This window comes from Pseudomonas sp. CH61, assembly GCF_059429415.1.
Map to the genome: position 1 here is coordinate 4871279 of NZ_CM182098.1, position 24116 is coordinate 4895394.

Below are 24116 nucleotides of genomic sequence, written 5' to 3' on the forward strand. Positions count from 1 at the left end.
CGCGAGCAGGCTCACTCCTACAAAGGAACTCGGCTGTTAGAATGCGCGCCTTATCCCGCCATACCGCAGCGCACGCCATGACCCAGAATTCCGCCTCCTCCCCCGCTCACGTCGCCATCATCGGCGGTGGCCCCGCCGGCCTGATGGCCGCTGAAGTGCTGAGCCAGGCCGGAATCCGCGTTGATCTGTACGACGGCATGCCCTCGGTGGGCCGCAAATTCCTGCTGGCCGGTGTCGGCGGCATGAACATCACCCACTCTGAAGCCTACCCGGCGTTCCTTTCGCGCTACGCCGAACGCGCACCGCAGATCGCACCGTTGCTGCGCAGCTTCGACGCCGATGCGTTGTGCCAATGGATTCATGATCTGGGCATCGAAACCTTTATCGGCAGCTCCGGCCGCGTATTCCCCACCGACATGAAAGCCGCCCCCCTGCTGCGCGCCTGGCTCAAACGCTTGCGTGATAGCGGCGTAGTTATCCACACCCGCCATCGCTGGCTCGGCTGGGATGAACACGGCGCGCTGCGCATCGACAGCCCGGAAGGTGAAATAACCGTCAAACCCGACGCCAGCCTGCTCGCCCTCGGCGGTGGCAGCTGGGCGCGCCTCGGTTCCGACGGTGCGTGGATGTTGCCGCTGGAGCAACACGGTGTAGGACTGGCGCCGTTGCAGCCGAGTAATTGTGGCTTTGAAGTGCAGGCCTGGAGCGAATTGATGGTCAGCAAGTTCGCCGGCGCGCCGCTGAAAAACATCGCCATCGGTTTGAACGACGACGTTCCGCGTTTGGGCGAATGCGTGATTACCGCGAGCGGGATTGAGGGCAGTCTGATTTATGCACTGTCGGCGCCGATTCGTGAGGCAATCAATCAACATGGCGCGGCGGTTATTCACATTGATCTGTTGCCCGGCCGACCTGTGGATAAAGTGCAGGCGACGTTGAGCAAGCCACGTGGCTCGCGGTCGATGGCCAAGCATCTGCACAGTCAGGTCGGGATTGATGGGGTGAAAGCGGCGTTGTTGCGTGAACTGACTGATGCAGCAACTTTCTCCGACCCAGCGCTATTGGCCCGGGCGATCAAGGCACTGCCGCTGACGTTAGTGAAAACGCGGCCATTGGACGAGGCGATCAGCAGCGCTGGGGGCGTGACGTTCGAGGCGATGGATGAGCGCTTGATGCTCAAGGCGTTGCCGGGGGTGTTCTGCGCGGGCGAGATGCTTGACTGGGAAGCGCCGACGGGCGGCTATTTGCTGACGGGATGTTTTGCCAGTGGGCGGGCGGCGGGGTTAGGGATTATGCAGTGGCTCAAGTCCGAGGCGTCTGCCTGAACCCTCACCCCAGCCCTCTCCCAGAGGGAGAGGGGGCCGACCGAGGTGTCTGACGTCATCCATCGACCTGAAAAACCGAGTCGATTATGGATTTGGTCAATCGACCGAGGTGTCTGGCGAAAGCTCTGTAGATTATGGATTCACAACACAAAAATCAGGTCGGCGTATTTCGCGCCCCCTCAATCAGCCCCCTCTGCCTCGGGGAGAGGGGGCTGATCGAGGTGTCTGGCGCCATACATCGACCTGAAACACCGAGTCGATTATGGATTTGGTCAGACGACCTAGGTGTCAGGCGAAAGCTTTTTCGATTATGGATTCACAGCCATAGGATCAGGTCGGCGTACTTCGCGAGCATCCCCCAATCAGTCCCCTCTCCCTCCGGGAGAGGGTTAGGGTGAGGGGCTTTTGACCTTAAGGCTTACGCTTACGCGGCCCGGTATTGAACACCGGCACCTTACGCACAGGCTTGATCGATGGCTCCGGCGCCTGGGTCTCGCCGCTGTCGACCCACTTGCCCAGATTGCGCTTGCCACCACCACCCGAAGCTTTCGGCTTCTTCGGTTTTTTCGGCTTCTTGATCACCTGACCGCTGGCATCGGTGTCCGGCACGCGGTGTTCCGGTTCGAAATCCGGCTCGTTCTGACGCTTCAAGGTCTGCCGCGTCAGCATCTCGATCGCCGACAACATGTTCACTTCATCCGCGCATACCAGCGAGATCGCCTCACCCGTCGCGCCTGCACGGCCAGTACGACCGATACGATGAATGTAATCCTCGGCCACGATCGGCAGATCGAAGTTGATCACCAACGGCAGATCTTCAATATCCAGGCCCCGCGCCGCAACGTCAGTCGCGACCAGAATCTGCACTTCACTCAATTTGAAACGATCCAGCGCACGCTGACGTGTCGCCTGCGGTTTATCACCATGGATACCGTCAGCATTCACACCCAGGCCCTGAAGTTTTTCCACCAGCGCATCGACGCCGTTACGGGTCTTGGCGAACACCAGCACCTGCTTCCACTTGTTCTTGCGCATCAGGTGCACGAACAGTTCAGCCTTGCGCTTCTTGTCCACCGTGACGATCCACTGCTTGACGGTGTTGGCCGCAACGTTGCGCGGGCTGACTTCGACGGTCAGCGGATCTTTGAGCATCTGCCCGGCCAGCAGGCGAATATCATCGGAGAACGTCGCGGAGAACAGCAGGGTCTGGCGCTTTTTCGGCAACATGCGGTAAATGTTCGCCAGTTCTTCGGAGAAGCCCAGGTCGAGCATACGATCGGCTTCATCCAGCACCAGAGTCTGCAACTGATCGAGTTTCAGCGCGTTCTGGCGGAACAGGTCGATCAGGCGACCTGGCGTGGCGACCAGCACATCGACGCCGCCGCGCAGCTTCATCATTTGCGGGTTGATGCTGACACCGCCGTAAACCGCATAAGTGCGCAGTGGCAGGTTTTCGGCGTACTGGCGCACAGACTCATGAACCTGCTCGGCCAGCTCGCGGGTCGGCACCAGAATCAGCGCACGCGCCGAGTTGGCAGCGACTTTCGGCCCTTCCATGGCCAGCAACTGCAACAGTGGCAAGGCGAAACCGGCGGTTTTGCCGGTACCGGTCTGGGCCGCTGCCATCAGGTCACGACCGGCCAGTACGGCCGGAATGGCTTGCGCCTGAACCGGCGTCGGGGTCTGGTAGCCGAGCGTCTCGAGAGAGCGCAGCAAGGGTTCGATCAGGCCAAGGGTGGCGAAAGTCATGGGAGTACCGTAGGAAAAAATGACGCGGGCATGCAATGCCGCGCAGTTTACCCTAATTCGTACGTTGTTCTGCGGGAACGGCTGTCGGCGCCACGACTGGCGGCTGTGCCGGACGACGCCACTGCGGCAAGCCAATCAACACCACGGCGCTGATGATCACCAGCATCGCCAGCGCTTCTTCGATGCCGATGGTCTCGCCGACAAACACAATCCCCAGCAACACCGCGACTGCCGGGTTGACGTAGGCATAACTGGTCGCCGCCGCCGGACGCACGTGCTTGAGCAGGTACATGTAGGAATTGAAGGCGATGATCGAGCCGAAAAAGATCAGGTACGCCAGCGCCAGCCAGCCTTCAACTGGCGGCATTGCTTGCAGACGCTCGCCACTGACAGCGCTACCAATCAGCAGCACCACACCGCCAACGAGCATTTCCACCGCACTGGCCATCGCGCCCTGCGGCAACGGCAAATGTCTGCTCCACACCGAACCGAACGCCCAGGTCGCCGCCGCAAAAATCAGCAGCGCCGCGCCCAGCGGGCTCGATTGCAGGTTGGAGCCCATGTTGAGCATGGCAATACCAACAATCCCCAACGCCACCCCGGCCCACTCCAGCCGAGTGTTACGCGCGCCCCAGAAATATCCACAGAGCAAAGTAAACAACGGCACCGTCGCCACCGCCAATGCCGCCACACCCGAAGCCACGCCCGTGTGCTCGGCCACACTCACCGCGCCGTTACCGAAACTGAGCAGCAAAATCCCGATGATCCCCGCCGCTTTCCACTGCGCCCAGGTCGGCGCCGGAGCCCCGCGCCAGCGCAGGAAGGCGTACATCAGGCTGCCGGCGATCACGAAGCGCACACCGCCGAGCATCAGCGGCGGCCAGTACTCAACGCCGATGCGGATCACCAGATAGGTCGATCCCCAAATCACATACAGCGCAAAAAACGCGGCGATCAGCGGCAAGGAAAAACGGCGCACGGCAGACATGGGCAGCTCGACAGTCAGATTCGGGGACTGCTTATTCTAGAAAGGCCAGAGAGCAAAAATAAGTTACAAAACCTGTTTATCAGGGCAGTACACTTTTGAAATCACGGAGATCGGCGGTATAAGCCGAGATTTCGAAAGTCAGACATTTTCAGGAGTCGATCTTGGACAAATACGACCGCATGCTGCTCAGCGCCCTGCTCGAAAACGGCCGTGCGTCCTACGCCGACCTCGCGCGCAAAGTGAACCTCTCCGCCCCGGCCGTTGCCGAGCGCGTGGCCAAGCTCGAGGCATCCGGGGTAATCACAGGGTATGAGGCAAAAATCGACCTGTCGAAAATCGGCCTGCCGATCCAGTGCATGATCGAATTGCGCCTGCACCAGAATGGCAGTCAGAAGGTCTACGACGAACTGGTGAAAATCCCGCAACTGACCGAGTGCTTCCGAGTGACAGGCGACCCGTGCGTGATGATGAAGGCCGCGGTGGGATCGATGACGGAGCTGGAGGAGTTGATCAATCGGGTGGCGAAGTTTGGTTTCAGCAAGACCTCGATTGTGCTGTCGAGTGCCATCGAAAAGCGCGTGCCGCTCGGCCACATCGAAAGCAACGGCAAATAGTCCGGATCACCACAAATCCAATGTAGGAGTGAGCCTGCTCGCGATAGCGGAGTATCAGTCGAAACAAATATTGACTGACACACCGCTATCGCGAGCAGGCTCACTCCTACAGGGGTTGTGTGCTGGATTGGGGATCAGCGATAGCGCTGCAGGTGTTCGCTGACTTTCGCGGCCGGGACTTTCTGCAACTTGCACAGCAGGTCATGCGATAGCTCGCTGACGCCGTGCTTGTGCCGCAGCTCATCCGCCAGATGCGCCATCAGATTCGCCGCCATCTCGGCATCGGCCATGGCCCGGTGAGCCTGGCCGGTGTGCGGCAGGCGCGCGAAGGTGGTGAGGGTGCCGAGTTTGTGATTCGGCGCGGCGGGCATCAGTCGGCGAGCCAAAAGTAGAGAGCAGGCAAAGTTCTGCAACCGCGTACGCTTGATCCGCCCCAGTTCAAAGTCCCAGAACTTCTGGTCAAACGAGGCGTTGTGCGCCACGAGCGGCGTGCAGCCGACAAACTCGTTGACCTCGTTCATCACCTGCTCTGCCGACGGTGCAGTGCGCAGCATGGCGTTGCTGATGCCGGTCAGTTGTTCGATGAACGCGGGGACGCGGACGCCAGCGTTCATCAGGCTCTGGTAACGCTCGACGATGCGGCCGTTTTCCAGCATGACCACGGCGATTTCCGTGGCGCGACAGCTGCTGTTAGGCGAGAGGCCAGTGGTTTCAAAGTCGATGACTGCAATGCGTTCCAAACCGGGTTCAACTCCGTACAAATCAATTCTTCAGTAACAGCTCAATTCTTCAACAACAGCGCGCCTTCGATCGGCACATAACGGCTGGCGGCGCGGATCAGCGAGTTGGCGGTCAGGCCGGGCACGCCGTAGGCGACCGCTTGCACGCCGTGCTTGCTGATGATGCGTTCGAGCAGCATGTCGAAATCGCCGTCACCGGAAGCCAGGACGATTTCGTCGACGTGGTCGGCGGCGTCCATGATGTCGAGGGTGATGCCGACGTCCCAGTCGCCCTTGGCCGAGCCGTCGCTGCGCTGGATGTAGGGTTTGAGTTTCACGGTGAAACCGAGGTTGCGCAGGATCTGCTGAAACTGCTGCTGCTTGCTGTCGCCACGGTCGATGGCGTAGGCGTAGGCCTCGACGATCTGCCCGTCCTTGCTGATGTCGGCCCACAATGCGGCGTAGTTGAAGTGACAACCATAGGCCTGACGCACGGTGTAGTAGAGGTTCTGCACGTCGGCGAACACTGCGATTTTTTTCACCGGAGTTCCTGTGGGCGCGCAAGCGCACGAAGCGGGATCAGGCGCCAGGCCCGAAAAAGGCGCTCAGTATGCCAGCCATCAGAAGGGTTCCGCGAATAATCGGCCCGAAGCCCCAAGGGGCTCCGGACGAATGGTGAGTCAGACGAAGGAATCGTCGTCATCAAAGAAGGAAGAATTGTCGTTGCCGTAGTCGGTGTCGGTGAACCCGCTCTGGTCATTGCCAGAGAAGCCGTTATCGGCCACACGCTGGTCATCGCCCCAACCGTTATTGCTCTGATCGGCGACCTGCGCCGGCTCTTCCTTGATCACTTCAACGATTTCTTCCGGCTGTTGATTGTGATGAAAGAGGCTGCTGATGCCTTGCGCCAGCATCACGCCACCGGCCACACCGGCCGCGGTTTTCAGGGCGCCGCCGAGAAAGCTGCTGCCCGCCCCTGGAGCGGCTTGTTGCGCATAGTTAGGCGGTGCTGCACCGAAGTTCTGTTGTGGTGCCGGGGCCGCGTAATTCTGCTGCGGCGCCGGTTCACGCCAGCCGCCAGTCGAGGCTGGGGCGCTCTGGGTCGGCGCCGGACGTGGGCTGCCACCAAAAATGCTCGACAGGAAACCGCCACCACCGCTCGGCGCCGGTGCGGCACTCTGCGCCTTGGCCGCTTGCAACTCGGCCTGCAACTGCTGGACCTGTTGAGTCAGTTGCTTGTTCTGCTCGTCGAGGCTCTTGAGCGCCGCCTCTTGCACCAGAATCGCCTGGGTCATGAAATAACCTGCCGCTGGCTGGCGGGTCAGGTGTTCCTTGATCCGCGCCTCAGCCTGGGCGTCGCGCGGGGCTGCCTCCGTTTCGGCCTGTTGCAGCCGGGAAAACAGTCCATCGATCAGGGTTTGCTCTTCGCTGTTCATGGCGACCTCGTAGATTGCCGGGGATAACATTGCCCTCGTCCACGTTGGCCGAGGTGCTCTCCTGTAATGGAGACGGTGACAAAACGTTTCAATGACCTTTACCGAATGTTTACGTTTGTGTCGCGCCAGCCATCATCGGTTAAAGTGAGCCACTGTTTTCCACCTGCGATACCGACTGATGAATGCCCTCGAAGTACTGCGTGACTCTCTGTATTTTTTCAAACGCCATTTGGGCAGCATCGTGCGGTTGTGCCTGCCGTTGGTGATTTTCGAAGCGTTCCTGCAACAAATTGTCGATCACGCCAGCGGACCGGAAAACATCTCGGCGATCAGTATTGTCGTCGGTCTGCTGGTGTATCCGCTGTACACCGCGGCGCTGATCCTCTTTCTCGATGCCCGCAGCCGTGGCGAGGCGCCGCGCAACCGTGATCTGCTGGCGATGGCTGCCACTCTGTGGCCACGCTTCGCCCTGCTCACGGCGCTGAACACCTTGCTGATTCTGTTGGGCCTGTCGCTGTACTTCCTGCCGGGCCTGATGCTGATGGTGATGCTCGCGTTCGGCGAATACCTGCTGGTGCTGCGCGGCATGGGCCCCTTGCAGGCCATGAAAGAAAGCCTGCGCCTGACCCGTGGGCATTTCTGGCGAATCCTGTTGTGCATTCTCTGCGTGATGACGCCGCTGTGGTTGCTCAAGGGCGCGACGCTGGCGGTGTACCCGGAGCCGCAGAACCCGGTGATCGCCATACTGATCGACAGCGCTCACAGCTTCCTGCAACTGTTCACCAGTGTGGTGTTGTTCCGCCTGTTCATGCTGATCAGCGAATTGCCTGACAAACGTGACAGAGTGGTCTGACAGCACTGCGCTTGGGCTTCGAGACGGCCGTCAGGTATGCTCGGGGCCACTTTCTGTAACGCTATAAGCCGAGCCATGACCCGTCTACTGCGCTACACCCTGTTACTTGCCGTGCTCGCCCTCGTCCTGATCGGCGCGCTCATGTTCAGCCTGACCTGGCGCCCCGATGCCCGCGAAACCCTGCCGGTCAGTTGCTCGGGGACGCCACCGACGCTGGTGCCGGGCCAGGCGCTGAAAGTCATGACCTGGAACGTGCAGTACCTCGCTGGCAAGCGTTACGTGTTCTGGAATGATCTGGCCCAGGGCAACGATGAAGCGCCGACCCAGGAAGACATGGCCTTCAGCCTCGATGAGGTGGCGCGGGTGATCCGAGATGAGCAGCCTGATGTGGTGCTGTTGCAGGAACTGGATGACGGCGCCAAGGCCAGCGACTACCAGGATCAGCTGAAGTTATTGCAGGAACGCGTTGCCGACCTGTATCCGTGCAGCGCCAGCGCGTTTGACTGGAAAGCCGAATTCGTCCCCGACGCTCATGTTTTCGGCAGTGTCGGGCGACAACTGGCGACCCTGAGCCGCTACCGCATCGAACACGCCGAGCGCCTGCAACTGCCGGTCGCCTCAGCCAACTTTATCAGCCGTCAATTCCAGCCAAAAGATGCGCTGCTCGCGACCAAACTGCCGCTGAGCGATGGCGGGCAACTGACCGTTTTCAATACCCATCTGGAGCGTGCCAGGCAACCCGACGACACCTTGCAGGCGCAAGTGAGCGCCGTGGCCAAAGTGCTCGACAAGTACGAAAGTCAGGGCCTGCCGTGGTTGATCGGTGGCGACTTCAATCTGTTACCGCTCGGCCAGTATCGCCGTTTGTCTGCCGAACAGCGCACGCCCTACTCCGCCGACAGCGAACTGCATCTGCTGTGGGACAAGTACCCAATGATCCCGACCAACAATGAGGCCAGCGGTATCGACCGTGCGCAGTGGCTGACCCACTACCCCAACGACCCCGGTCTGAATGGCCCGGATCGCACGGTCGACTATCTGTTCTATAGCCCGCGGATCAAACGGGTTGAAGCGCTGGTTCGGCAGGACGATACCTTGCGCATTTCCGATCACCTGCCGGTGATTGCGCGGTTCCTGCTCCCCGCCACTCCGTAGTTCACAACTTCGGCACACCACCGATCACTGTGGGAGCGAGCCTGCTCGCGAAAGCGCTGTATCAGGCAACGAATGCGTCGACTGAAACGACGCCTTCGCGAGCAGGCTCGCTCCCACAGTAGATTGATGTCGTAGCGTTATTCTGTGGCCGACTTCAATTTTGTAGGCGCTGCCGATCTCTTGATCTTCAGGTCCCGCGCGGTTTTGCCCGTGCGGTCGCCTCGGCCACCAACGGATCATCCGGCCAATAGTGCTTCGGATAACGCCCCTTCAAATCCTTCTTCACCTCGGCATAGGTGCTGCGCCAGAAGTTCGCCAGATCCTGCGTCACCTGCACCGGTCGCCGCGCTGGCGATAGCAGATGCAATTTGACCACTTGCCGCCCACCGGCAATGCGCGGCGTATCGGCCAGCCCGAACAATTCCTGCAAACGCACCGCGAGAATTGGTGGAAACTCGCTGTAGTCCAAACGAATCGATGAACCCGACGGCACGCTCAAATGATGCGGCGCCAGCTCATCGAGCTTTTGCGGCAACGGCCATGGCAGCAGGTTTCGCACGATGCTCGACAGATCCAGATTGGCAAAATGACTGAGCCGCGAGACCTTGCCCAGATAGGGCATCAGCCAATCTTCGAGGGTGTTCAGCAACGTCGCGTCGCTGACATCCGGCCACTGACTGTCATCCTGATTGTTCAATTCCAACTGCCGTAACAGCGCCACCCGCGCCTGCCACTGACGCAGCTCCGGCGTCCATGGCAGCAGCTCCAGACCTTTGCGCCGCACCAGATTGACCAGCGCCTGACTGCGCGCATTTTCGTCGAGACCGGTCAGCGGCTCGCGGCTGAGAATCAGCTCGCCGACCTTGCGTTGACGCTCGGCGCGCAGCACGCCTTCGCGCTCATCCCAATCCAGTTGATCGACGTTGCGCACCTGTTCGGCCAGCACCGAATCGAACAGCGCCGGATCGAAATCCGCTGCCAGATAAATCCGTTCTTCGCGCTGGCCCTGGCGGCTGCCAAGATCAGCGATGACGATCCACGGCTCTTTCATCAGGCTGTCGGCCTCGGCGAACAATGCCGCACGACCGTTGGCCAGACGATATTCAGCGCCACCGGCACGCCGCTGTTGCGCGACGCGATCCGGATAGGCCAGCGCCAGCAAGGCACCGAGCCAGCGCGGATGATCAGGATCGCTGACCGGCTCGCTGGCCTTGCCGCGCAGGTAACCGCGATATTGCCGGGCGAGTTGCTTAGCCCGTTGTACGCCGCCCTGCGCACCTCGGGCGGCACGTTCTTCACCCGAGAGCAGCACCAGACGACTGTGCAGATCCGCCCCGGCTCCACGCAAGATATCGCGCTCACCAAGCAATGCGGCGACGTCGCAGGCCATGTTCGCCAGACCCAACGCCTGACCGCGCAGGAGCAAATGGCCGATGCGCGGATGCGCAGGCAACTCGGCCATGACCTGACCATGAGTCGTCAGAGACTCGCCTTCCAGCGCGCCAAGTCGCTGCAACAAGTCCTGCGCCTGGGCATAAGCCGCCGCTGGGGGGACATCGAGCCAGACCAGTTCGCCCGGCGTCACGCCCCAACGACCCAGTTGCAGCGCGAGGCTGGCGAGATCCGCAGAGAGAATTTCCGCACTGCCATAAGCGGCGAGCTGTTCGTGCTGATCCTGCGACCACAAGCGATAACAAACACCCGGCTCCAGTCGCCCTGCCCGGCCCGCACGCTGAGTAGCGCTGGCCTTGGAAATCCGCTGAGTATCGAGACGCGTCATGCCACTGCCCGGATCGAAACGCGGCACCCGCGCCAGCCCGGCATCGATCACCACGCGCACGCCGTTGATGGTCAGACTGGTCTCGGCGATGTTGGTCGCCAGCACCACTTTGCGCTGACCGGCCGGCGCCGGATCAATTGCAGCACGCTGGGCATTGAGATCGAGTTCACCGTGCAACGGGCAGAGCAACACATCGCTGCGCTCACCAATGGCGTCGGCCAATTGTTGATGGACGCGACGGATTTCCGCCTGCCCCGGCAGAAACACCAACAGACTGCCGGTTTCGTCATGCAGTGCTTCAAGCACGGTTTGCGTGACGCGTTGATCAATGTATTCGCCGGGCTGAAACGGCCGGCCCCAGCGCATCGTCACCGGATACATGCGCCCTTCGCTGCGCAGGATCGGCGCATCATCGAGCAACCCGGCCAGACGCTCGCCTTCGAGCGTGGCCGACATCAGCAAAATCTTCAGCGGCTGTTCAGCTCGGAACAGCTCGCGACCGTTCAGACTCAAGGCCAGCGCCAGATCGGCATCGAGGCTGCGTTCGTGGAATTCGTCGAAGATCAACAAGCCGACGCCTTCCAGCGCCGGGTCGTCCTGCAAGCGCCGGGTGAGAATGCCTTCGGTGACCACTTCGATGCGTGTGTTGGGGCCGACCTTGCTGTCGAGACGAATGCGATAACCAACGGTTTCCCCGACCTTCTCGCCCAACTCGCTGGCCAATCTTTCTGCGGCTGCACGCGCGGCGAGACGGCGCGGTTCAAGCATCAGAATGGTCTGCCCGGCCAGCCACGCTTCATTGAGCAAGGCCAACGGCACGCGGGTGGTTTTACCGGCGCCGGGCGGTGCTTCGAGCACGGCTTCGTGGCGCGTCGCCAAGGCTTCACGCAGGGCGGGTAAAACTTCATCGATTGGCAAAGAATTCATGCTGGCTCCCCAGGGCGTGCCCACAGTAAATTGCGAGTCGCGTTAAAGCTGTGAGCGTGCCAGGCAAGGCGCGGGACGCAGGTAAGGGTCGTTTCCTTGCCAAGTCCCGCAACGCAGCATGGCGCGCTCACAGCTTTAGCCCGGAGGGCCGAACCCCGATAGGATTCATTAGCCTTCACGCGGTGTCGATCTGGAGAAAACAACTTCAATCCTCAACGTATTTCGGTAGGGGTGAGACGAGGCCGCAATTTACTGTGGGCACGCCCTGCCAGCCGCGAGTATAACGGCGAACTGCTTGGCGTTCGTCAGGGTCTTAACTTCACAAGACGAAGCTTCGTTATCAGATGACTCAGGAGATTTTCCCATGCGCTTACCTTTTCGCCTGATCGGCGGTGTACTGGTCGCCACCCTGCTCACGCAAATCACCGCGTGCGGTTCGATTTTCTACCCGGACCGGCGCGGTCAGATCGACGGCAAGATCGACCCGGCGATTGCAGTACTCGACGCCGTAGGCCTGCTCTTCTACATAATCCCCGGCCTGATCGCGTTCGCCGTCGACTTCGCCACCGGCGCGATCTACTTCGAACCCGGCCACACCGCGCAGATCGACCCTGCCAAGCTCAAACAAGCCATCGGCCCGGACGGTCAGGTCGATAATCACAAGCTGCAGGCTATTCTCGAAAGCGAGTTGGGCAGAGATTTCCCACTGGATGATCCGCGCCTGATTCAACACAAGGGCAGCACTCAACAATTGGCGATGTTCGGCCTGCAACCCGCCGCTTAAAAAGGACGTTCAATGACATCCAGCCCCGAACACGCCCGCCTGCTACGGCTGGCGACCCGCGCCTCGGTGGCGGTCGCGTGCACGCTGATCGTCGCCAAAGCCATCGCCTGGTGGCTGAGCGGTTCGGTGAGCATGCTCGCCGGCCTCACCGACTCGGCGCTGGATGGCGTCACTTCGATGCTCAATCTGCTGGCGGTGCATTACGCGCTGCGCCCGGCCGATGACGATCACCGTTATGGCCACGGCAAGGCGGAATCGCTGGCGGGCATGGCGCAGGCCTTGTTCATTGGCGGCAGTGCGGTATTGATCGCGTTTCAGGCGTTCGAACGGTTGAAGACGCCAGAGCCGATCGGCGCACCGTGGCTGAGCATCGGTGTGATTGTGTTTTCGTTGCTGCTGACGGCGGCGCTGCTGGTGTTGCAGCATCGGGTGATCAAGCAGACCGGCTCCAACGCCGTGCGCGCGGACTCGCTGCACTATCGCTCGGACATGCTGCTCAACGGCAGCATTCTGCTTGCGCTGATCCTCGCCGGGTTTGGTTTTGAGCAACTGGATGCGTGGTTCGGTCTGGGCATTGCTGCGTACATTTTGTGGAGCGCAATCCAGATCGCCCGGGAAAGTTTTTCGGTGCTGATGGATGAAGAGCTGCCGATGAATGTCAGTCAGCACATGCTCGAACTGGCCTGCAGTGTGCCGGGCGTGTTGGGCGCGCATGACTTGCGCACGCGGATCTCCGGCAACCACTGGTTCGTGCAGTTGCACCTGGAATTGCCGGGGGAGTTGACCTTGTCAGTGGCGCACGGCATCAGCGATCAAGCCGCCGATGCCATTCACAAAGCCTACCCGCGAGCCGAAGTGCTGGTGCACGCCGACCCGCAGGAAGTGGTCAAGTCAGAACGGGCGCAAACCCGGCTTCAGTAACTGACCTGATAACCGCGACTGCTCAGGCAATTGCCCTGAGCCTGTCGATAGGCCTGAACCACTTCGGGCGCGGGTTGATAGGTCGCGGTGCGCGGGTCAAAACCGCTTTGCTGCACAGCGTACTGGTAGCACTGATAACCGTCCTGCTGCACCTGCTCCGGCGACTGACCGTTGGCTGGATACGCTTCGACCTCATAGCCTTGGGATTGCGGCTGCTGCTGTTGCTGCACCGGCGGCTCGACCACCACGTAATCTTGCGTCGCTTCCTGATACGCGTAGTAGGAACCGGCGGCGAGGAACAGCAGCGAACCACCGATCCACACTTCACGGGCGTAATCGGGCAGATACTGAATGCGGATCCCGCGCGGCGGTTGCACGACGATGTAGCGCGGGCCTTGTGGGCGATACCAGTAACCGCCGGAAAAGAAGTAATCCTGCCCGCGATACGGCACGCGGTAATCGCGATCCGGGAAACGGTCGATCACATGCCCCGGCCGATATTGCGGACCCGGGCCCCAACCGTTGCCGTGTCCGTCGGGACGTCCCGGCCAGCGATTGTCGTTGGGCCGGTTGCCGGTCTGCCATTGCTGGTTGTGGTAACCGTTCTGCGGACGCTCGTCGCGGTAGTAACCCTGACGCGGCTCCTGGGTCTGACGCACAGTGTCGGGCCGCGACTGGATCGGCAGGCTATTGGCCGGCAGTTGCGGTGGCGGTGGTGGCTGGCGCACCGGGTTGGGATTGTAGGCCGGGCGGTTCTGGTCGTGGTTTTGCCACTGGCCATTGTTGTTGTGCTGCTGGCCGTTGTGCTCGAACTGGCGGCTGTTGTCGCCACGAATGATCTCGTTGTTCTGCGGACGCGGCTGATTCTGTTGCGGCTGATTCTGCGATGGATTGCTCTGCGGGCGCGGCTGATTGTTGCCGCCATGGCCCTGATTGTTGCCCTGATGATCCTGGCCGTGGCCGCCGCCATCCGGGCCGCGATTCTGCGGCTCGTCGGCAAGCGCTTGCACACTGACACTCACACACAGCAAACCAACACCGGCCAGACGCCAGATGCGCGACTTCATGCTTTTTCTCACTGCGGGGCCTGCAAATGTAAGAGGACTTGTCACTAAGACCGGGAATACACACACCGGGTTCTGCAACAGGTTATCAGTCGCGCAACTTATTTATTGAGCGCTAGGGCATGAAATCGCAGGCAAGAAAAAAGGGAGACCCGTCGGCCTCCCTTCTAGAGAACTTCGTCCTGGCTCGACGCTTTTGACGTCGGCTCACCTCACGCCGTCTTCTGGACAGTGTGCAGCTCGGGGGCCGGCACAACCCCGGTGAGGGTGGCGGCCGCGGCAGGCCGGATAGGGCGGGCCGCGTGGACTGTGTTACCGAGCAGTGATTCTGGTGATAAGAATAGGCCTGAGGCGGCGACATAGGATTGCGAAGATTGCTGAAATAAACACCACTTGCGCAATTTTTAACCCTGGATAGATAATCTGCCGCAATAGTTACAACCAAGGACAGATTGATGAGCAAACTCGACCGTTACGACCTGAGCATTTTGGCGGAATTGCAGCGCGACGCCCGCATCTCCAACCAGGAATTGGCCGAGCGCATCGGTCTGTCGCCCTCCCCGTGCTCGCGCCGGGTCAAGCAGTTGGAAGACGACGGCTACATTTCGCGTCAGGTGGCGTTGCTCGATCGCAAGATGCTTGGGCTGAGCCTGACGGCGTATGTGCTGATCGGCATGGACCGGCACACGCCGGAGCGCTTCGAAAACTTCGAGGCGGCGATTCGTACGTTGCCGCAGGTGCTGGAGTGCAGTCTGGTGACGGGGGTGGATGCGGATTACCAGTTGAAGGTGGTGGTGCCGGATATGGATCACTATCAGAAGCTGTTGCTTGGGCACCTCACCCGGATTGAGGGCGTGACCAGCGTTCGTTCAAGCTTCGTACTGAATCAGGTGCTCAACAGCACTGAACTGCCCTTGACCCACCTGCGCAACTGATCAAAGGCACCCTCACCCCAGCCCTCTCCCGGAGGGAGAGGGGGCCGACCGTGAGATGCTGAAGAAGTACGCCGACCTGAACGTTCTGCTGTGAATCCATAATCGACTCGATTTTTCAGGTCGATGTATGGCGCCAGACACCCCGGTCAGTCCCCTCTCCTCACGGAGGGAGAGGGGGCCGACCGTGAGATGCTGAAGAAGTACGCTGACCTGAGCGTTCTGCTGTGCATCCATAATCGACTCGATCTTTCAGGTCGATGTATGGCGCCAGACACCCCGGTCAGTCCCCTCTCCCTCTGGGCGGTCCGACGTTTCGGGAGGGCTAGGGTGAGGGCAACAGTTCCGGATCAGACCCAGATCAATGCCACCCCACAAACCTTGGCGTATACTCGCCGCGCCCTTTTAGCCGCATGCGCGCCGGAGAAATCCAATGGATCCAGCATTATTAGAAGAGTGGATGATGACCGGCCTGGTCAGCATCCTGATCATTTTCATGGGTTTCATCGTCTGGGATCTGGCGAAGAAGTCCAAGGCCGGGCGCTTTGGCTCGTTCATTCTGTTCTTCGTGCTGGGCCTGGGCGTGGCCGCGTTCATCATCAAGAGTGTGGTGATCGGCCTGATCGAATCCGGCGCGTTATAAGCGCGCCGGCACTTCCTTCCACTGGCCTTGATCGAGCCCTTCGATCGTCCAGTCACCAATCCTGACCCGCACCAGCCGCAACGTCGGCAGACCGACCGCCGCGGTCATGCGCCGCACCTGACGGTTGCGCCCCTCGCGAATCACCAGCTCCAGCCACGAAGTCGGTATGGTCGCGCGAAAGCGCACCGGCGGATTGCGCGGCCACAACTCAGGCTCATCCAGTTGCCGCGCCTCGGCAGGCAAGGTCATACCGTCATTCAACTCGACGCCATCACGCAAGCGCTGCAACTGCTCAGCGGTCGGCACGCCCTCGACCTGCACCCAATAGGTCTTCGCCAATTTGTGTTTCGGATCGGCGATACGCGCCTGCAACTGCCCGTCGTTGGTCAGCAGCAACAAGCCTTCGCTGTCGCGATCAAGGCGTCCGGCCGGATAAATGCCGGGCACATCGATGAAATCCTTGAGCGTCGCCCGCCCTTCACCGTCGCTGAATTGCGTCAGCACATCGAACGGTTTATTGAACAGGATCAGTTTCGGCTCGGCCGGTGGTGCCTTGGCAACACGACGCGGGGAAGCAGACTGAGGCTTCGCGCCAGGACGGCGGGAAGGTGGACGTGGAGGACGGGACATGGCGAAAAGAACATCTAACGGTCAGGGCTGCCAATGCTAGTAGCCTGACCGTTAAATGACCATCAACAAATCAGCGGAACGGCGGTTCGTCGAAGCTGCGCAGTTTGCGCGAGTGCAGCGAGTTGAGCTCGGTGCGCAGCAGATCCACCGCTTCGATGCCGATTTTCAAGTGTTGGCTGACTGCGCGTTCATAGAAGGCGTTGGCCGAACCCGGCAGTTTGATTTCACTGTGCAGCGGTTTGTCCGAAACGCACAGCAACGTGCCGTACGGCACCCGCAGGCGATAACCCTGCGCGGCAATCGTGCCGCTTTCCATGTCCACCGCCACAGCGCGGGACAGGTTGATCAACGGCCGTTCCTGCGCCCAACGCAATTCCCAGTTACGGTCGTCGTAGGTCAGCACGGTGCCGGTGCGCAGGCGTTTTTTCAGATCGTCGCCCTTTTCGCCGGTGACATTCGCCGCCGCCTGCTGCAACGCCATTTGCACTTCGGCCAGGGCCGGGATTGGAATGTTCGGCGGCACCACGCGGTCGAGAATGCCGTCGCGACGCATATAAGCGTGAGCCAGCACATAGTCGCCGATGGTCTGCGACTGACGCAGGCCACCGCAGTGGCCGATCATCAGCCAGCAATGCGGACGCAGCACCGCCAAGTGGTCGGTGATGTTCTTGGCGTTGGACGGGCCGACACCGATGTTGACCAGCGTCACGCCATGGCCATCGTTGGCGATCAGGTGATAGGCCGGCATCTGGTAACGGTGCCAGACCACACCGGCGGCAATCGCCGAAGCTTCGCCGTGATCCATGCTCTTTTCGATGATCACGTTGCCCGGCAGAACCATGCGCACGAAACGCGGATCGCTGCGCAACTGTTCCAGACCATGAACGATGAACTGGTCGACGTAGCGGTGATAGTTGGTCAGCAGAATCCACGGCTGCACATGACGCCAGTCGCTGCCGGTGTAATGCACCAGACGCCGCAGCGAGAAATCCACACGCGCGGCGTCGAACAAGGCCAGCGGCAGCGGATCGGTGTTTTCCCAGTCGTAGAGACCGTCGGCGATGCCATCGGTGGCCGCGGACAGATCGGTACTCGGGAACACCCGCGCCAGCACCGCAGCGGTGACGCCGGAGCCGGCCAGTTCATCACCCTGCTCGACCACGTACGGATACGGAATGTTCTGCTGGCTGACGCCGACTTCCACGGTCACCGTGAAGTCGTGCATCAACGGCACCAGTTGTTCGAGCAGGTATTTGCGGAATGCCGCCGGGTGGGTGACGGTGACGCTGTAAGTGCCCGGCAATTGCACCTTGGCGTAAGCGCGGGTGGTCTGCGGGACTTCGCCCTGGCAGTGATAGGTCAGACGCAGTTCGGGATAACGAAACAGAGCACGCTGCGCAGCGTCGGGTTCGACGCGATCCTTGAGGTAACGCTTGAGCGCCGAGTTCAGCGCAGTGGTGGCCCGCTCATGCAGCTCGGCCAGACGATCCACGGCTTGTTCGGCGGTTTGAACAACAATAAACGCTTCGGTCACGATCAGCTTCCTGTGTTCTGACTTGCAGAGCTTCATCTTGCCTGCATCGTGGCGTCACGGGAACAGTGGCATGTTGGCAACCGCACAATATGTCAGGCAGACCCGATCCCTGTAGGAGTGAGCCTGCTCGCGATAGCGGTCTATCCGTCGACATTTGCATTGACTGATACACCGCTATCGCGAGCAGGCTCACTCCTACAGGGGATGTGTGGTGGGTCAGAGAATCTGTGGGGTTGAGCGGGCGACGAGGGCTTCGACGTCCAGCCCACGCGGCAAGGCGCCGTAGACGCGGCCGCCGGCGCTCAATCGGCTGGCAATGAAGGCATCGCTGACGGCTGAATTCCCCGCCTCCAACAGAAGCTTGGCCTGCAAACCAAGCGCAATATCTTCAGTCAATTGCCGCGCCCGATACTGAATGTCGCTCGTATCCTTGAACTGCGCCTGCAACTGCTGAATATGCGCAGCCAGTCGCTTGTCGCCATGCCCGTCGCCCAACTCGCTGAACAACACATCCAGCACGCCCGGCTCTTTCGACAAGGCCCGCAGCACGTCCAGACACTGCACATTCCCCGAGCCTTCCCACGTCGAGTTCACCGGCGCCTCGCGGTACAGACGCGGCAGAATACTGTCCTCGACATAACCGGCGCCGCCCATGCACTCGGCGGCTTCATTGATCATCCCCGGCGCGCGCTTGCAGATCCAATACTTGCCCACCGCTGTCACCAAGCGCGCAAATTGCGCTTCATGGCGATCATCCAGATGATCCAGCGCCTTGCCCATGCGCAGGCTGAGCGCCAGAGCGGCTTCGCTTTCCAGCGCCAGATCGGCCAGCACGTTTTGCATCAATGGCTGTTCGCTGAGCAGTTTGCCGCCGACCTTGCGATGCGCGCAGTGGTGGCTGGCCTGGGTCAGCGCCTGGCGCATCAACGAACTGGAACCGACCATGCAATCGAATCGGGTCATCGCCACCATCTCGATGATGGTTGGCACGCCGCGCCCTTCCTCACCGACCATCCACGCCAGCGCGCCACGAAACTCCACTTCACTGGAGGCGTTGGACTGGTTGCCGAGTTTGTTTTTCAGGCGCTGGATATAGAACTGATTACGCGTGTCGTCCGGGCGATGGCGTGGCAGCAGGAAGCAGCTCAAGCCCTTGTCGGTCTGCGCCAGCGTCAGGAAGGCATCGCACATCGGCGCCGAGCAGAACCACTTGTGCCCGACCAGCTCATAAGCCTGACCCGGACCACTGGCGCCGACCGGATACGCCTTGGTGGTGTTGGCGCGCACGTCGGTGCCGCCCTGTTTCTCGGTCATGGCCATGCCGATGGTCACGCCGGCCTTGTGCGCCATGCCAACGTTGCGCGGGTCGTATTCAGTAGAGAGGACTTTCGGCAGCCATTGCTCAGCGATGTTCGGCTGCAAGCGCAGGGCCGGCACGCTGGCAAAGGTCATGGTCAACGGGCAACCGCTGCCGGCCTCGGCTTGGCTGTGCAGATAAGTCATCGAGGCGCGAGCGACGTGGGCCCCATCCTGTGGATGCGCCCACGGCAGCGAAGTCAGGCCGTGCTCGATCGCCGTGCGCATCAGCTCGTGATAGGCCGGGTGAAATTCCACCAGATCAATGCGATGACCATAGCGGTCATGGCTGGCAAACACAGGTTTGTTCTGATTGGCGAGGAACCCGGCTTCCATCAACGGCCCGCCGGCGAGCGCGCCGTAGGCATCGATCCGCGACTCGGCCCAACCAGCGCCAAAGCGCCGCGACCACTCCTGCAACGGCAGGTCGATGCGGTACAGGTTGGTGCCGTCCAGCGACGGTGGCTGGTTGGTGACTTCGTGGGTTTCGGCGAACTGATGCAGGTTCATGACGGGCTCCTTTGGGCAACCAAGGAACTCAGTTAAGCACCGCACCGCGACCGGTCAAAGTGTCATATCAGCCGAATTTGCGGCGCTTTTACCCTGTCAGCAGCACAGCACCCGACGCTCCAGAGCCGACTGCAAATCTTCGAATTTAACCGGTTTATTCAAGTAATCGACCGGCGCCCCCGTGGCGCAAAGCTCTCGGTCAGCGGTTAGCGCCAGCATGAATACCGGCAAGTTCGCGCAGCCCGGCAACGCATGAATCCGGCAGCACAATGACGCGCCGTCGTGAGCCGGCAACTGGCAATCGATCAGCACCGCATCGAAGGCTTCTCGCTGCAGGCAGTCCAATGCCGCCGCACCGTTATCGGCGGTACGCACGCGGAAGCCGAGCTTGAGCAACATGCCACGCATCACCAGTTGGTTGACGCTGTTGTCGTCCACCAGCAACACCGTGCAGTCCTGCGGTGCGCGCACGCAATCGTGTGAAGGAATCGGCGTCGATGCTGCCTCAACCACCGGCAACTCAAACTCGACATCCAGCTGGAAACGGCTGCCACGCCCGGGCTCCGAGCGATGAGTGAGCTTGCCGCCGAGCAACTCGACCAATTGTCGGCAGATCGCCAGACCGACGCCCAGCCCGCCGTATTCGCGGGTCATCGAACCGTCGAGCTGGAAGAAACGCTGGTACATCGTCGCTTCGCCCAGATCAGTGAACCCGATGCCGGTGTCGATCACCGCAAATGACAGCGCCAGACGATTGCCCGTCGACGGTTTGCCCGTCACGCGCAACGCCAACCCACCGACACGGGTGAACTTGATCGCATTGTCGAGCAGGCATTCCAGGCATTGCGCGAGTTTGGCGCTGTCGCCGTGCAAGCGATCCGGCAGGGTCGGCAGCACCTCGACTTTGAAGTCCAGCGACTTGCTCGCCGCGTTGCCATCGAACTGCACGCGCAACGCTTCAACTACTGCGCGCAGACTGAAGCTGCCCGGCGCAGCCTTGAGCTTGCCGGCCTGCAATTCGGTGAGGGTGAGGATGCCGTTGACCATGCGCATCATGTCCCGCGCGGAACCGGCGGCGGTCTGCTGATATTGCTCAAGCTCCGGATCCAGATCGACGGTCTGCATCAGTTCCAGCGAACCGATCACGCCGTTCATTGGCGTGCGCAGTTCGTGGGTCAGGGTCGCCAAGAACTCATCTTTGAGCTTATTGCTATGGGCCAGTTGCTGGTTGAGCACTTCGAGTTTCTGCCCGGCGTCGTACAGGGTCTGCGCCTGTTGCTCACGCATCGCGTTGATGCGGTCGGCCAGTGCCAGCGACAGCAATGCCACTTCGATGGCCGAGCCGATCTGGCTGGCGTACATGGTCAGGAACACGTTCGGCAGCAAGCCCAACACCATCAGGGTGTTGACGACGCCGCCGAGCAAAAACGCCGACCAGGCGATGATGAAATAGCGCGCTACGCGCAAGCCGCGCCACCAGGCCAGAATCCCGGCGGCAAAAATCACCACAGTGAAGGTCAGCGCCAGCGTCGTTGCAAGGCGCAGGGCCAGGGCGTAACTGGTCATCAGCGACAAACCGATGACCAATGCTCCGAAGGCAATCAGCCCGATCAACAAGCGGTCGAGCCAGCGACTGTGGGTTTTGGTCTGCAGGAAGCTGCGGGCGAACTGGCTGCCGAACAACCCGGCGCAACCGATGAAGAATGGCGTCGCGGCGTTGGCCCACCACGGATTGTCCGGCCAGAAATATTCGACCGCCGCACCGTTCACCGACAACTGATAAAGGCCAAACGAAGCGATATAGAAGATGTAGTAGAGATAGCTGGTGTCACGCACGCTGAGGAAGATGAACAGGTTGTAGACCACCATCCCTAACAGCACGCCATAAATGATGCCGAGCACATACAGGCGCACTGGCTGGTCTTCGAGGTACGCCGTGCTTGACCATAACGTCACCGGCGCCTGAATCGAGCCTTCGCTGGCCAGTCGCAGATATACGGTTTGCGTTTGATCCGGCTTGAATGAAAGGTCGAACAGATAGTTGTTCTGGCGAATCTCGCGGCTGGCGAACGGCAAGGCATCGCCGGTTTGCCGGACGAGGCGGTAGTCGCCAGCGGCATCGGGCATGTACAGGTCGAGATGGTCGAGCGGTGGATACGCCAGTTCCAGCAGCCAGGTGCGCTGGGCGGCGGGATTGCTCGGACGATAATGCAGGTCGATCTTCAGCCAGAACGCCGAACGTGAATAACCGGCATTGAGCGTGGCTTTATCGTGGGGTTTGAAATTGCCGGCGGCAGCTTGCGCACGAACATCGGCAATGCTCGCCAGACCACTCGGGTCTTCGAACACTTGCAGCGACCGGCCCAGAGGGAGGCTCTGGGTAAATTCGTCGAATTCGACGGCGCTCGCCATAAGGGGCAAGCAGAACAGCAACATCAGCAGATAGCGCATTGAAGCCCCAGCGTGGCTCGTCCGGTTGTGTCAGGAAGCCCCCCATTCCCTTTGAGTAGACGTAAAACCGGTATTACCTGTTATTGGTTTGGATCCAGACTAGCATAGCCGTTGATGGCCATTGAGCACCATTGAAATTTTTCCTACAAAGGCTCTAGAACGGGCGTTCCAGAGCAAAGCAGCGAGCTAGAGCTGTTGAGTTGGTCAGCTTGTGACAGAGCGGTCGGATTCTCCTGCCAGGTTATCGGCCCGGGACAACGGCACTGAACCCGAAAATCAGCTTTGGTGGTAAGCTCGCGCACCATGAATATCTACAGCTCCCGCCCCGTTGTCCTCTGTCTCTCCGGCCACGACCCAAGTGGTGGCGCCGGCTTGCAGGCAGATATCGAAGCTCTGCTCGCGCAGGGTTGCCACGCGGCTCCGGCCGTCACCGCCCTGACCGTGCAAGACACCGTCAACGTCACTGACTTCCGCGTCCTCGACCGTGAGTGGGTACTGGCTCAAGCCAATGCCGTGCTCAACGATTCCGAAGTCGCTGCGGTCAAACTGGGCATGCTCGGTTCGCTGGAAATGGTCGACACCGTTGTCGAACTGCTTTCGGCGCACCCGCACTTGCCAGTGGTCTGCGACCCGGTGCTGCGCGCCGGCGGCGGCGGACGTCTGGGCAAGGACGAGGTCGGCTATGCGATGCGTGAGCGTCTGCTGCCGCTATCGATCATTGCCACCCCCAACCTTCCTGAAGCGCGCATCCTCGCCGAACTGCCCGAAGGCACCGCCGACGAGTGCGCTGAAAAACTCCTGCCGTTCGTCAAAAACCTGCTGATCACCGGCGGTCACGGCGACGAAACTGAAATCCACAACCGCGTGTACAGCCGCGACGGTCTGCGTGAAACCTTTATCTGCCAGCGTCTGCCGGGCAGCTATCACGGTTCCGGTTGCACGTTGGCCAGTGCTTTGGCCGGTCGCCTGGCGCAGGGCGAACACCTCGCCAGCGCCGTGCGCAGTGCACTGGATTACACCTGGCGCACCCTGCGCGATGCCGAACAACTGGGCAAAGGCCAGTTCGTTCCGCGTCGCCTGCCGCTGGATTTCTGCTCGTAACGTCGTGAGGTCTGCCCGATGAAACTACGTGGCCTGTATGCCATTACCGACAGCCAATTGCTGGCGGGCAAGTTTCTGTCTTACGTGGAGGCGGCGCTGGAAGGCGGCGTCACCCTGCTGCAATACCGCGACAAAAGCAGTGACGAGGCCCGCCGTTTACGCGAGGCCGAAGCGCTACGTGATCTGTGCGAGCGCTACAAGACGCAACTGATCATCAACGATGACGCTGAGCTGGCGGCGCGCCTCAACGTCGGCGTGCACCTCGGTCAGACCGATGGCCCGCTGTCGCCGACCCGCGCCCTGCTCGGTTCCAAAGCGATCATCGGTTCGACCTGCCACGCGCAAATCGCGCTGGCCGAACAAGCGGCCAAAGAAGGCGCGAGCTATGTCGCCTTCGGCCGCTTCTTCAATTCCAACACCAAACCCGGCGCGCCGACCTGCAGCCTCGATCTGCTCAACGAGGCCAAACGCACGCTGCACCTGCCCGTCTGCGCGATTGGCGGCATCACCCTCGACAACGCTGCACCGCTAGTGGCCCATGGCGTCGACCTGCTCGCCGTGGTCCACGGTCTGTTTGGTGCCGAGAGCAGCGCCGAAGTGACCCGCCGCGCCCGCGCGTTCAATGAATTACTGAAAGTCTGATT

Annotated in this window: 21 protein-coding genes; 10 read left to right on the forward strand and 11 right to left on the reverse strand. The window is 60.8% G+C overall.

The window, feature by feature from the left end; all coding sequences use genetic code 11:
• The first annotated feature begins 77 nt into the window (after window positions 1-77).
• Window positions 78-1325, forward strand: a complete 1248-nt coding sequence (locus tag AC5SEM_RS21825) for a TIGR03862 family flavoprotein (RefSeq protein WP_495471253.1) — start codon at window positions 78-80, stop codon at window positions 1323-1325.
• 411 nt (window positions 1326-1736) lie between these two features.
• Here the strand turns inward: AC5SEM_RS21825 and rhlE1 are convergent, their stop codons facing one another.
• Window positions 1737-3074, reverse strand: a complete 1338-nt coding sequence (gene rhlE1 / locus AC5SEM_RS21830) for an RNA helicase RhlE1 (RefSeq protein ID WP_371043379.1) — start codon at window positions 3072-3074, stop codon at window positions 1737-1739.
• Between the two features lie 52 nt (window positions 3075-3126).
• The gene (gene yedA / locus AC5SEM_RS21835; protein WP_495471254.1) at window positions 3127-4062 is read right to left on the reverse strand and encodes a drug/metabolite exporter YedA; all 936 of its coding nucleotides are present in this window, start codon (window positions 4060-4062) and stop codon (window positions 3127-3129) included.
• A gap of 161 nt (window positions 4063-4223) precedes the next feature.
• Here yedA and AC5SEM_RS21840 point away from each other — a divergent pair, with 161 nt between their 5' ends.
• Window positions 4224-4676 (forward strand): Lrp/AsnC family transcriptional regulator, encoded by a 453-nt coding sequence (locus tag AC5SEM_RS21840; protein ID WP_038361832.1) that lies wholly within the window; start codon window positions 4224-4226, stop codon window positions 4674-4676.
• 134 nt (window positions 4677-4810) lie between these two features.
• Here the strand turns inward: AC5SEM_RS21840 and AC5SEM_RS21845 are convergent, their stop codons facing one another.
• The 3 genes from AC5SEM_RS21845 to AC5SEM_RS21855 all read right to left on the reverse strand — a co-directional run bounded on the left by AC5SEM_RS21845 (window position 4811) and on the right by AC5SEM_RS21855 (window position 6831).
• Window positions 4811-5416 (reverse strand): 3'-5' exonuclease, encoded by a 606-nt coding sequence (locus AC5SEM_RS21845; RefSeq protein WP_034153798.1) that lies wholly within the window; start codon window positions 5414-5416, stop codon window positions 4811-4813.
• Window positions 5417-5457: 41 nt separating this feature from the next.
• Complete coding sequence (locus tag AC5SEM_RS21850) at window positions 5458-5937, reverse strand: LabA-like NYN domain-containing protein (RefSeq protein WP_007949802.1); 480 nt, start codon at window positions 5935-5937, stop codon at window positions 5458-5460.
• A 138-nt stretch (window positions 5938-6075) separates the two neighbouring features.
• Window positions 6076-6831, reverse strand: coding sequence for a DUF2076 domain-containing protein (locus tag AC5SEM_RS21855; protein WP_495473495.1), 756 nt, complete (start codon window positions 6829-6831; stop codon window positions 6076-6078).
• A 178-nt stretch (window positions 6832-7009) separates the two neighbouring features.
• Here AC5SEM_RS21855 and AC5SEM_RS21860 point away from each other — a divergent pair, with 178 nt between their 5' ends.
• Together AC5SEM_RS21860 and AC5SEM_RS21865 are read left to right on the forward strand one after the other, a co-directional pair.
• On the forward strand, window positions 7010-7684 hold the full coding sequence (locus tag AC5SEM_RS21860) for a YciC family protein (RefSeq protein ID WP_223026649.1): 675 nt from the start codon (window positions 7010-7012) through the stop codon (window positions 7682-7684).
• A gap of 75 nt (window positions 7685-7759) precedes the next feature.
• Entirely contained in the window at window positions 7760-8839 is a 1080-nt protein-coding gene (locus tag AC5SEM_RS21865; protein WP_495471255.1) for an endonuclease/exonuclease/phosphatase family protein, read from the forward strand.
• A gap of 187 nt (window positions 8840-9026) precedes the next feature.
• On the opposite strand, the gene hrpB is transcribed toward AC5SEM_RS21865, so the two are convergent.
• Window positions 9027-11546 carry an ATP-dependent helicase HrpB gene (gene hrpB, locus AC5SEM_RS21870; protein ID WP_495471256.1) on the reverse strand — a complete coding sequence of 840 codons (2520 nt, stop codon included), beginning with the start codon at window positions 11544-11546 and terminating at the stop codon, window positions 9027-9029.
• 364 nt (window positions 11547-11910) lie between these two features.
• Between hrpB and pmcY the strand changes: the two genes are divergently transcribed.
• Both pmcY and AC5SEM_RS21880 read left to right on the forward strand, forming a co-directional pair.
• Window positions 11911-12330 (forward strand): periplasmic Zn2+ metallochaperone PmcY, encoded by a 420-nt coding sequence (pmcY, locus tag AC5SEM_RS21875; RefSeq protein WP_016986146.1) that lies wholly within the window; start codon window positions 11911-11913, stop codon window positions 12328-12330.
• 12 nt (window positions 12331-12342) lie between these two features.
• Window positions 12343-13251, forward strand: a complete 909-nt coding sequence (locus tag AC5SEM_RS21880; RefSeq protein WP_077574648.1) for a cation diffusion facilitator family transporter — start codon at window positions 12343-12345, stop codon at window positions 13249-13251.
• Here AC5SEM_RS21880 and AC5SEM_RS21885 read toward each other — a convergent pair.
• Window positions 13245-14318, reverse strand: coding sequence for a DUF6515 family protein (locus AC5SEM_RS21885; RefSeq protein WP_495471257.1), 1074 nt, complete (start codon window positions 14316-14318; stop codon window positions 13245-13247). The genes AC5SEM_RS21880 and AC5SEM_RS21885 overlap by 7 nt on opposite strands.
• Window positions 14319-14770: 452 nt before the next feature.
• Here AC5SEM_RS21885 and AC5SEM_RS21890 point away from each other — a divergent pair, with 452 nt between their 5' ends.
• Complete coding sequence (locus tag AC5SEM_RS21890; protein ID WP_008081091.1) at window positions 14771-15250, forward strand: Lrp/AsnC family transcriptional regulator; 480 nt, start codon at window positions 14771-14773, stop codon at window positions 15248-15250.
• Between the two features lie 430 nt (window positions 15251-15680).
• Window positions 15681-15890 carry a DUF2788 domain-containing protein gene (locus tag AC5SEM_RS21895; RefSeq protein WP_007909655.1) on the forward strand — a complete coding sequence of 70 codons (210 nt, stop codon included), beginning with the start codon at window positions 15681-15683 and terminating at the stop codon, window positions 15888-15890.
• Here AC5SEM_RS21895 and AC5SEM_RS21900 read toward each other — a convergent pair.
• From AC5SEM_RS21900 to AC5SEM_RS21915, 4 genes are all read right to left on the reverse strand, one after another.
• Window positions 15885-16520, reverse strand: coding sequence for a pseudouridine synthase (locus AC5SEM_RS21900; protein ID WP_077574650.1), 636 nt, complete (start codon window positions 16518-16520; stop codon window positions 15885-15887). The genes AC5SEM_RS21895 and AC5SEM_RS21900 overlap by 6 nt on opposite strands.
• 70 nt (window positions 16521-16590) lie before the next feature.
• Complete coding sequence (amn, locus tag AC5SEM_RS21905) at window positions 16591-18090, reverse strand: AMP nucleosidase (protein WP_162130776.1); 1500 nt, start codon at window positions 18088-18090, stop codon at window positions 16591-16593.
• 180 nt (window positions 18091-18270) lie between these two features.
• Window positions 18271-19920 carry an acyl-CoA dehydrogenase family protein gene (locus tag AC5SEM_RS21910; RefSeq protein ID WP_495471258.1) on the reverse strand — a complete coding sequence of 550 codons (1650 nt, stop codon included), beginning with the start codon at window positions 19918-19920 and terminating at the stop codon, window positions 18271-18273.
• Window positions 19921-20016: 96 nt separating this feature from the next.
• Window positions 20017-22371, reverse strand: coding sequence for a 7TM diverse intracellular signaling domain-containing protein (locus tag AC5SEM_RS21915; protein WP_495471259.1), 2355 nt, complete (start codon window positions 22369-22371; stop codon window positions 20017-20019).
• A gap of 303 nt (window positions 22372-22674) precedes the next feature.
• On the opposite strand from AC5SEM_RS21915, the gene AC5SEM_RS21920 reads away from it, so the two are divergent.
• Window positions 22675-23472 (forward strand): hydroxymethylpyrimidine/phosphomethylpyrimidine kinase, encoded by a 798-nt coding sequence (locus tag AC5SEM_RS21920; RefSeq protein ID WP_007909650.1) that lies wholly within the window; start codon window positions 22675-22677, stop codon window positions 23470-23472.
• 18 nt (window positions 23473-23490) lie between these two features.
• On the forward strand, window positions 23491-24114 hold the full coding sequence (gene thiE, locus AC5SEM_RS21925) for a thiamine phosphate synthase (protein ID WP_495471260.1): 624 nt from the start codon (window positions 23491-23493) through the stop codon (window positions 24112-24114).
• Window positions 24115-24116: the final 2 nt, after the last annotated feature.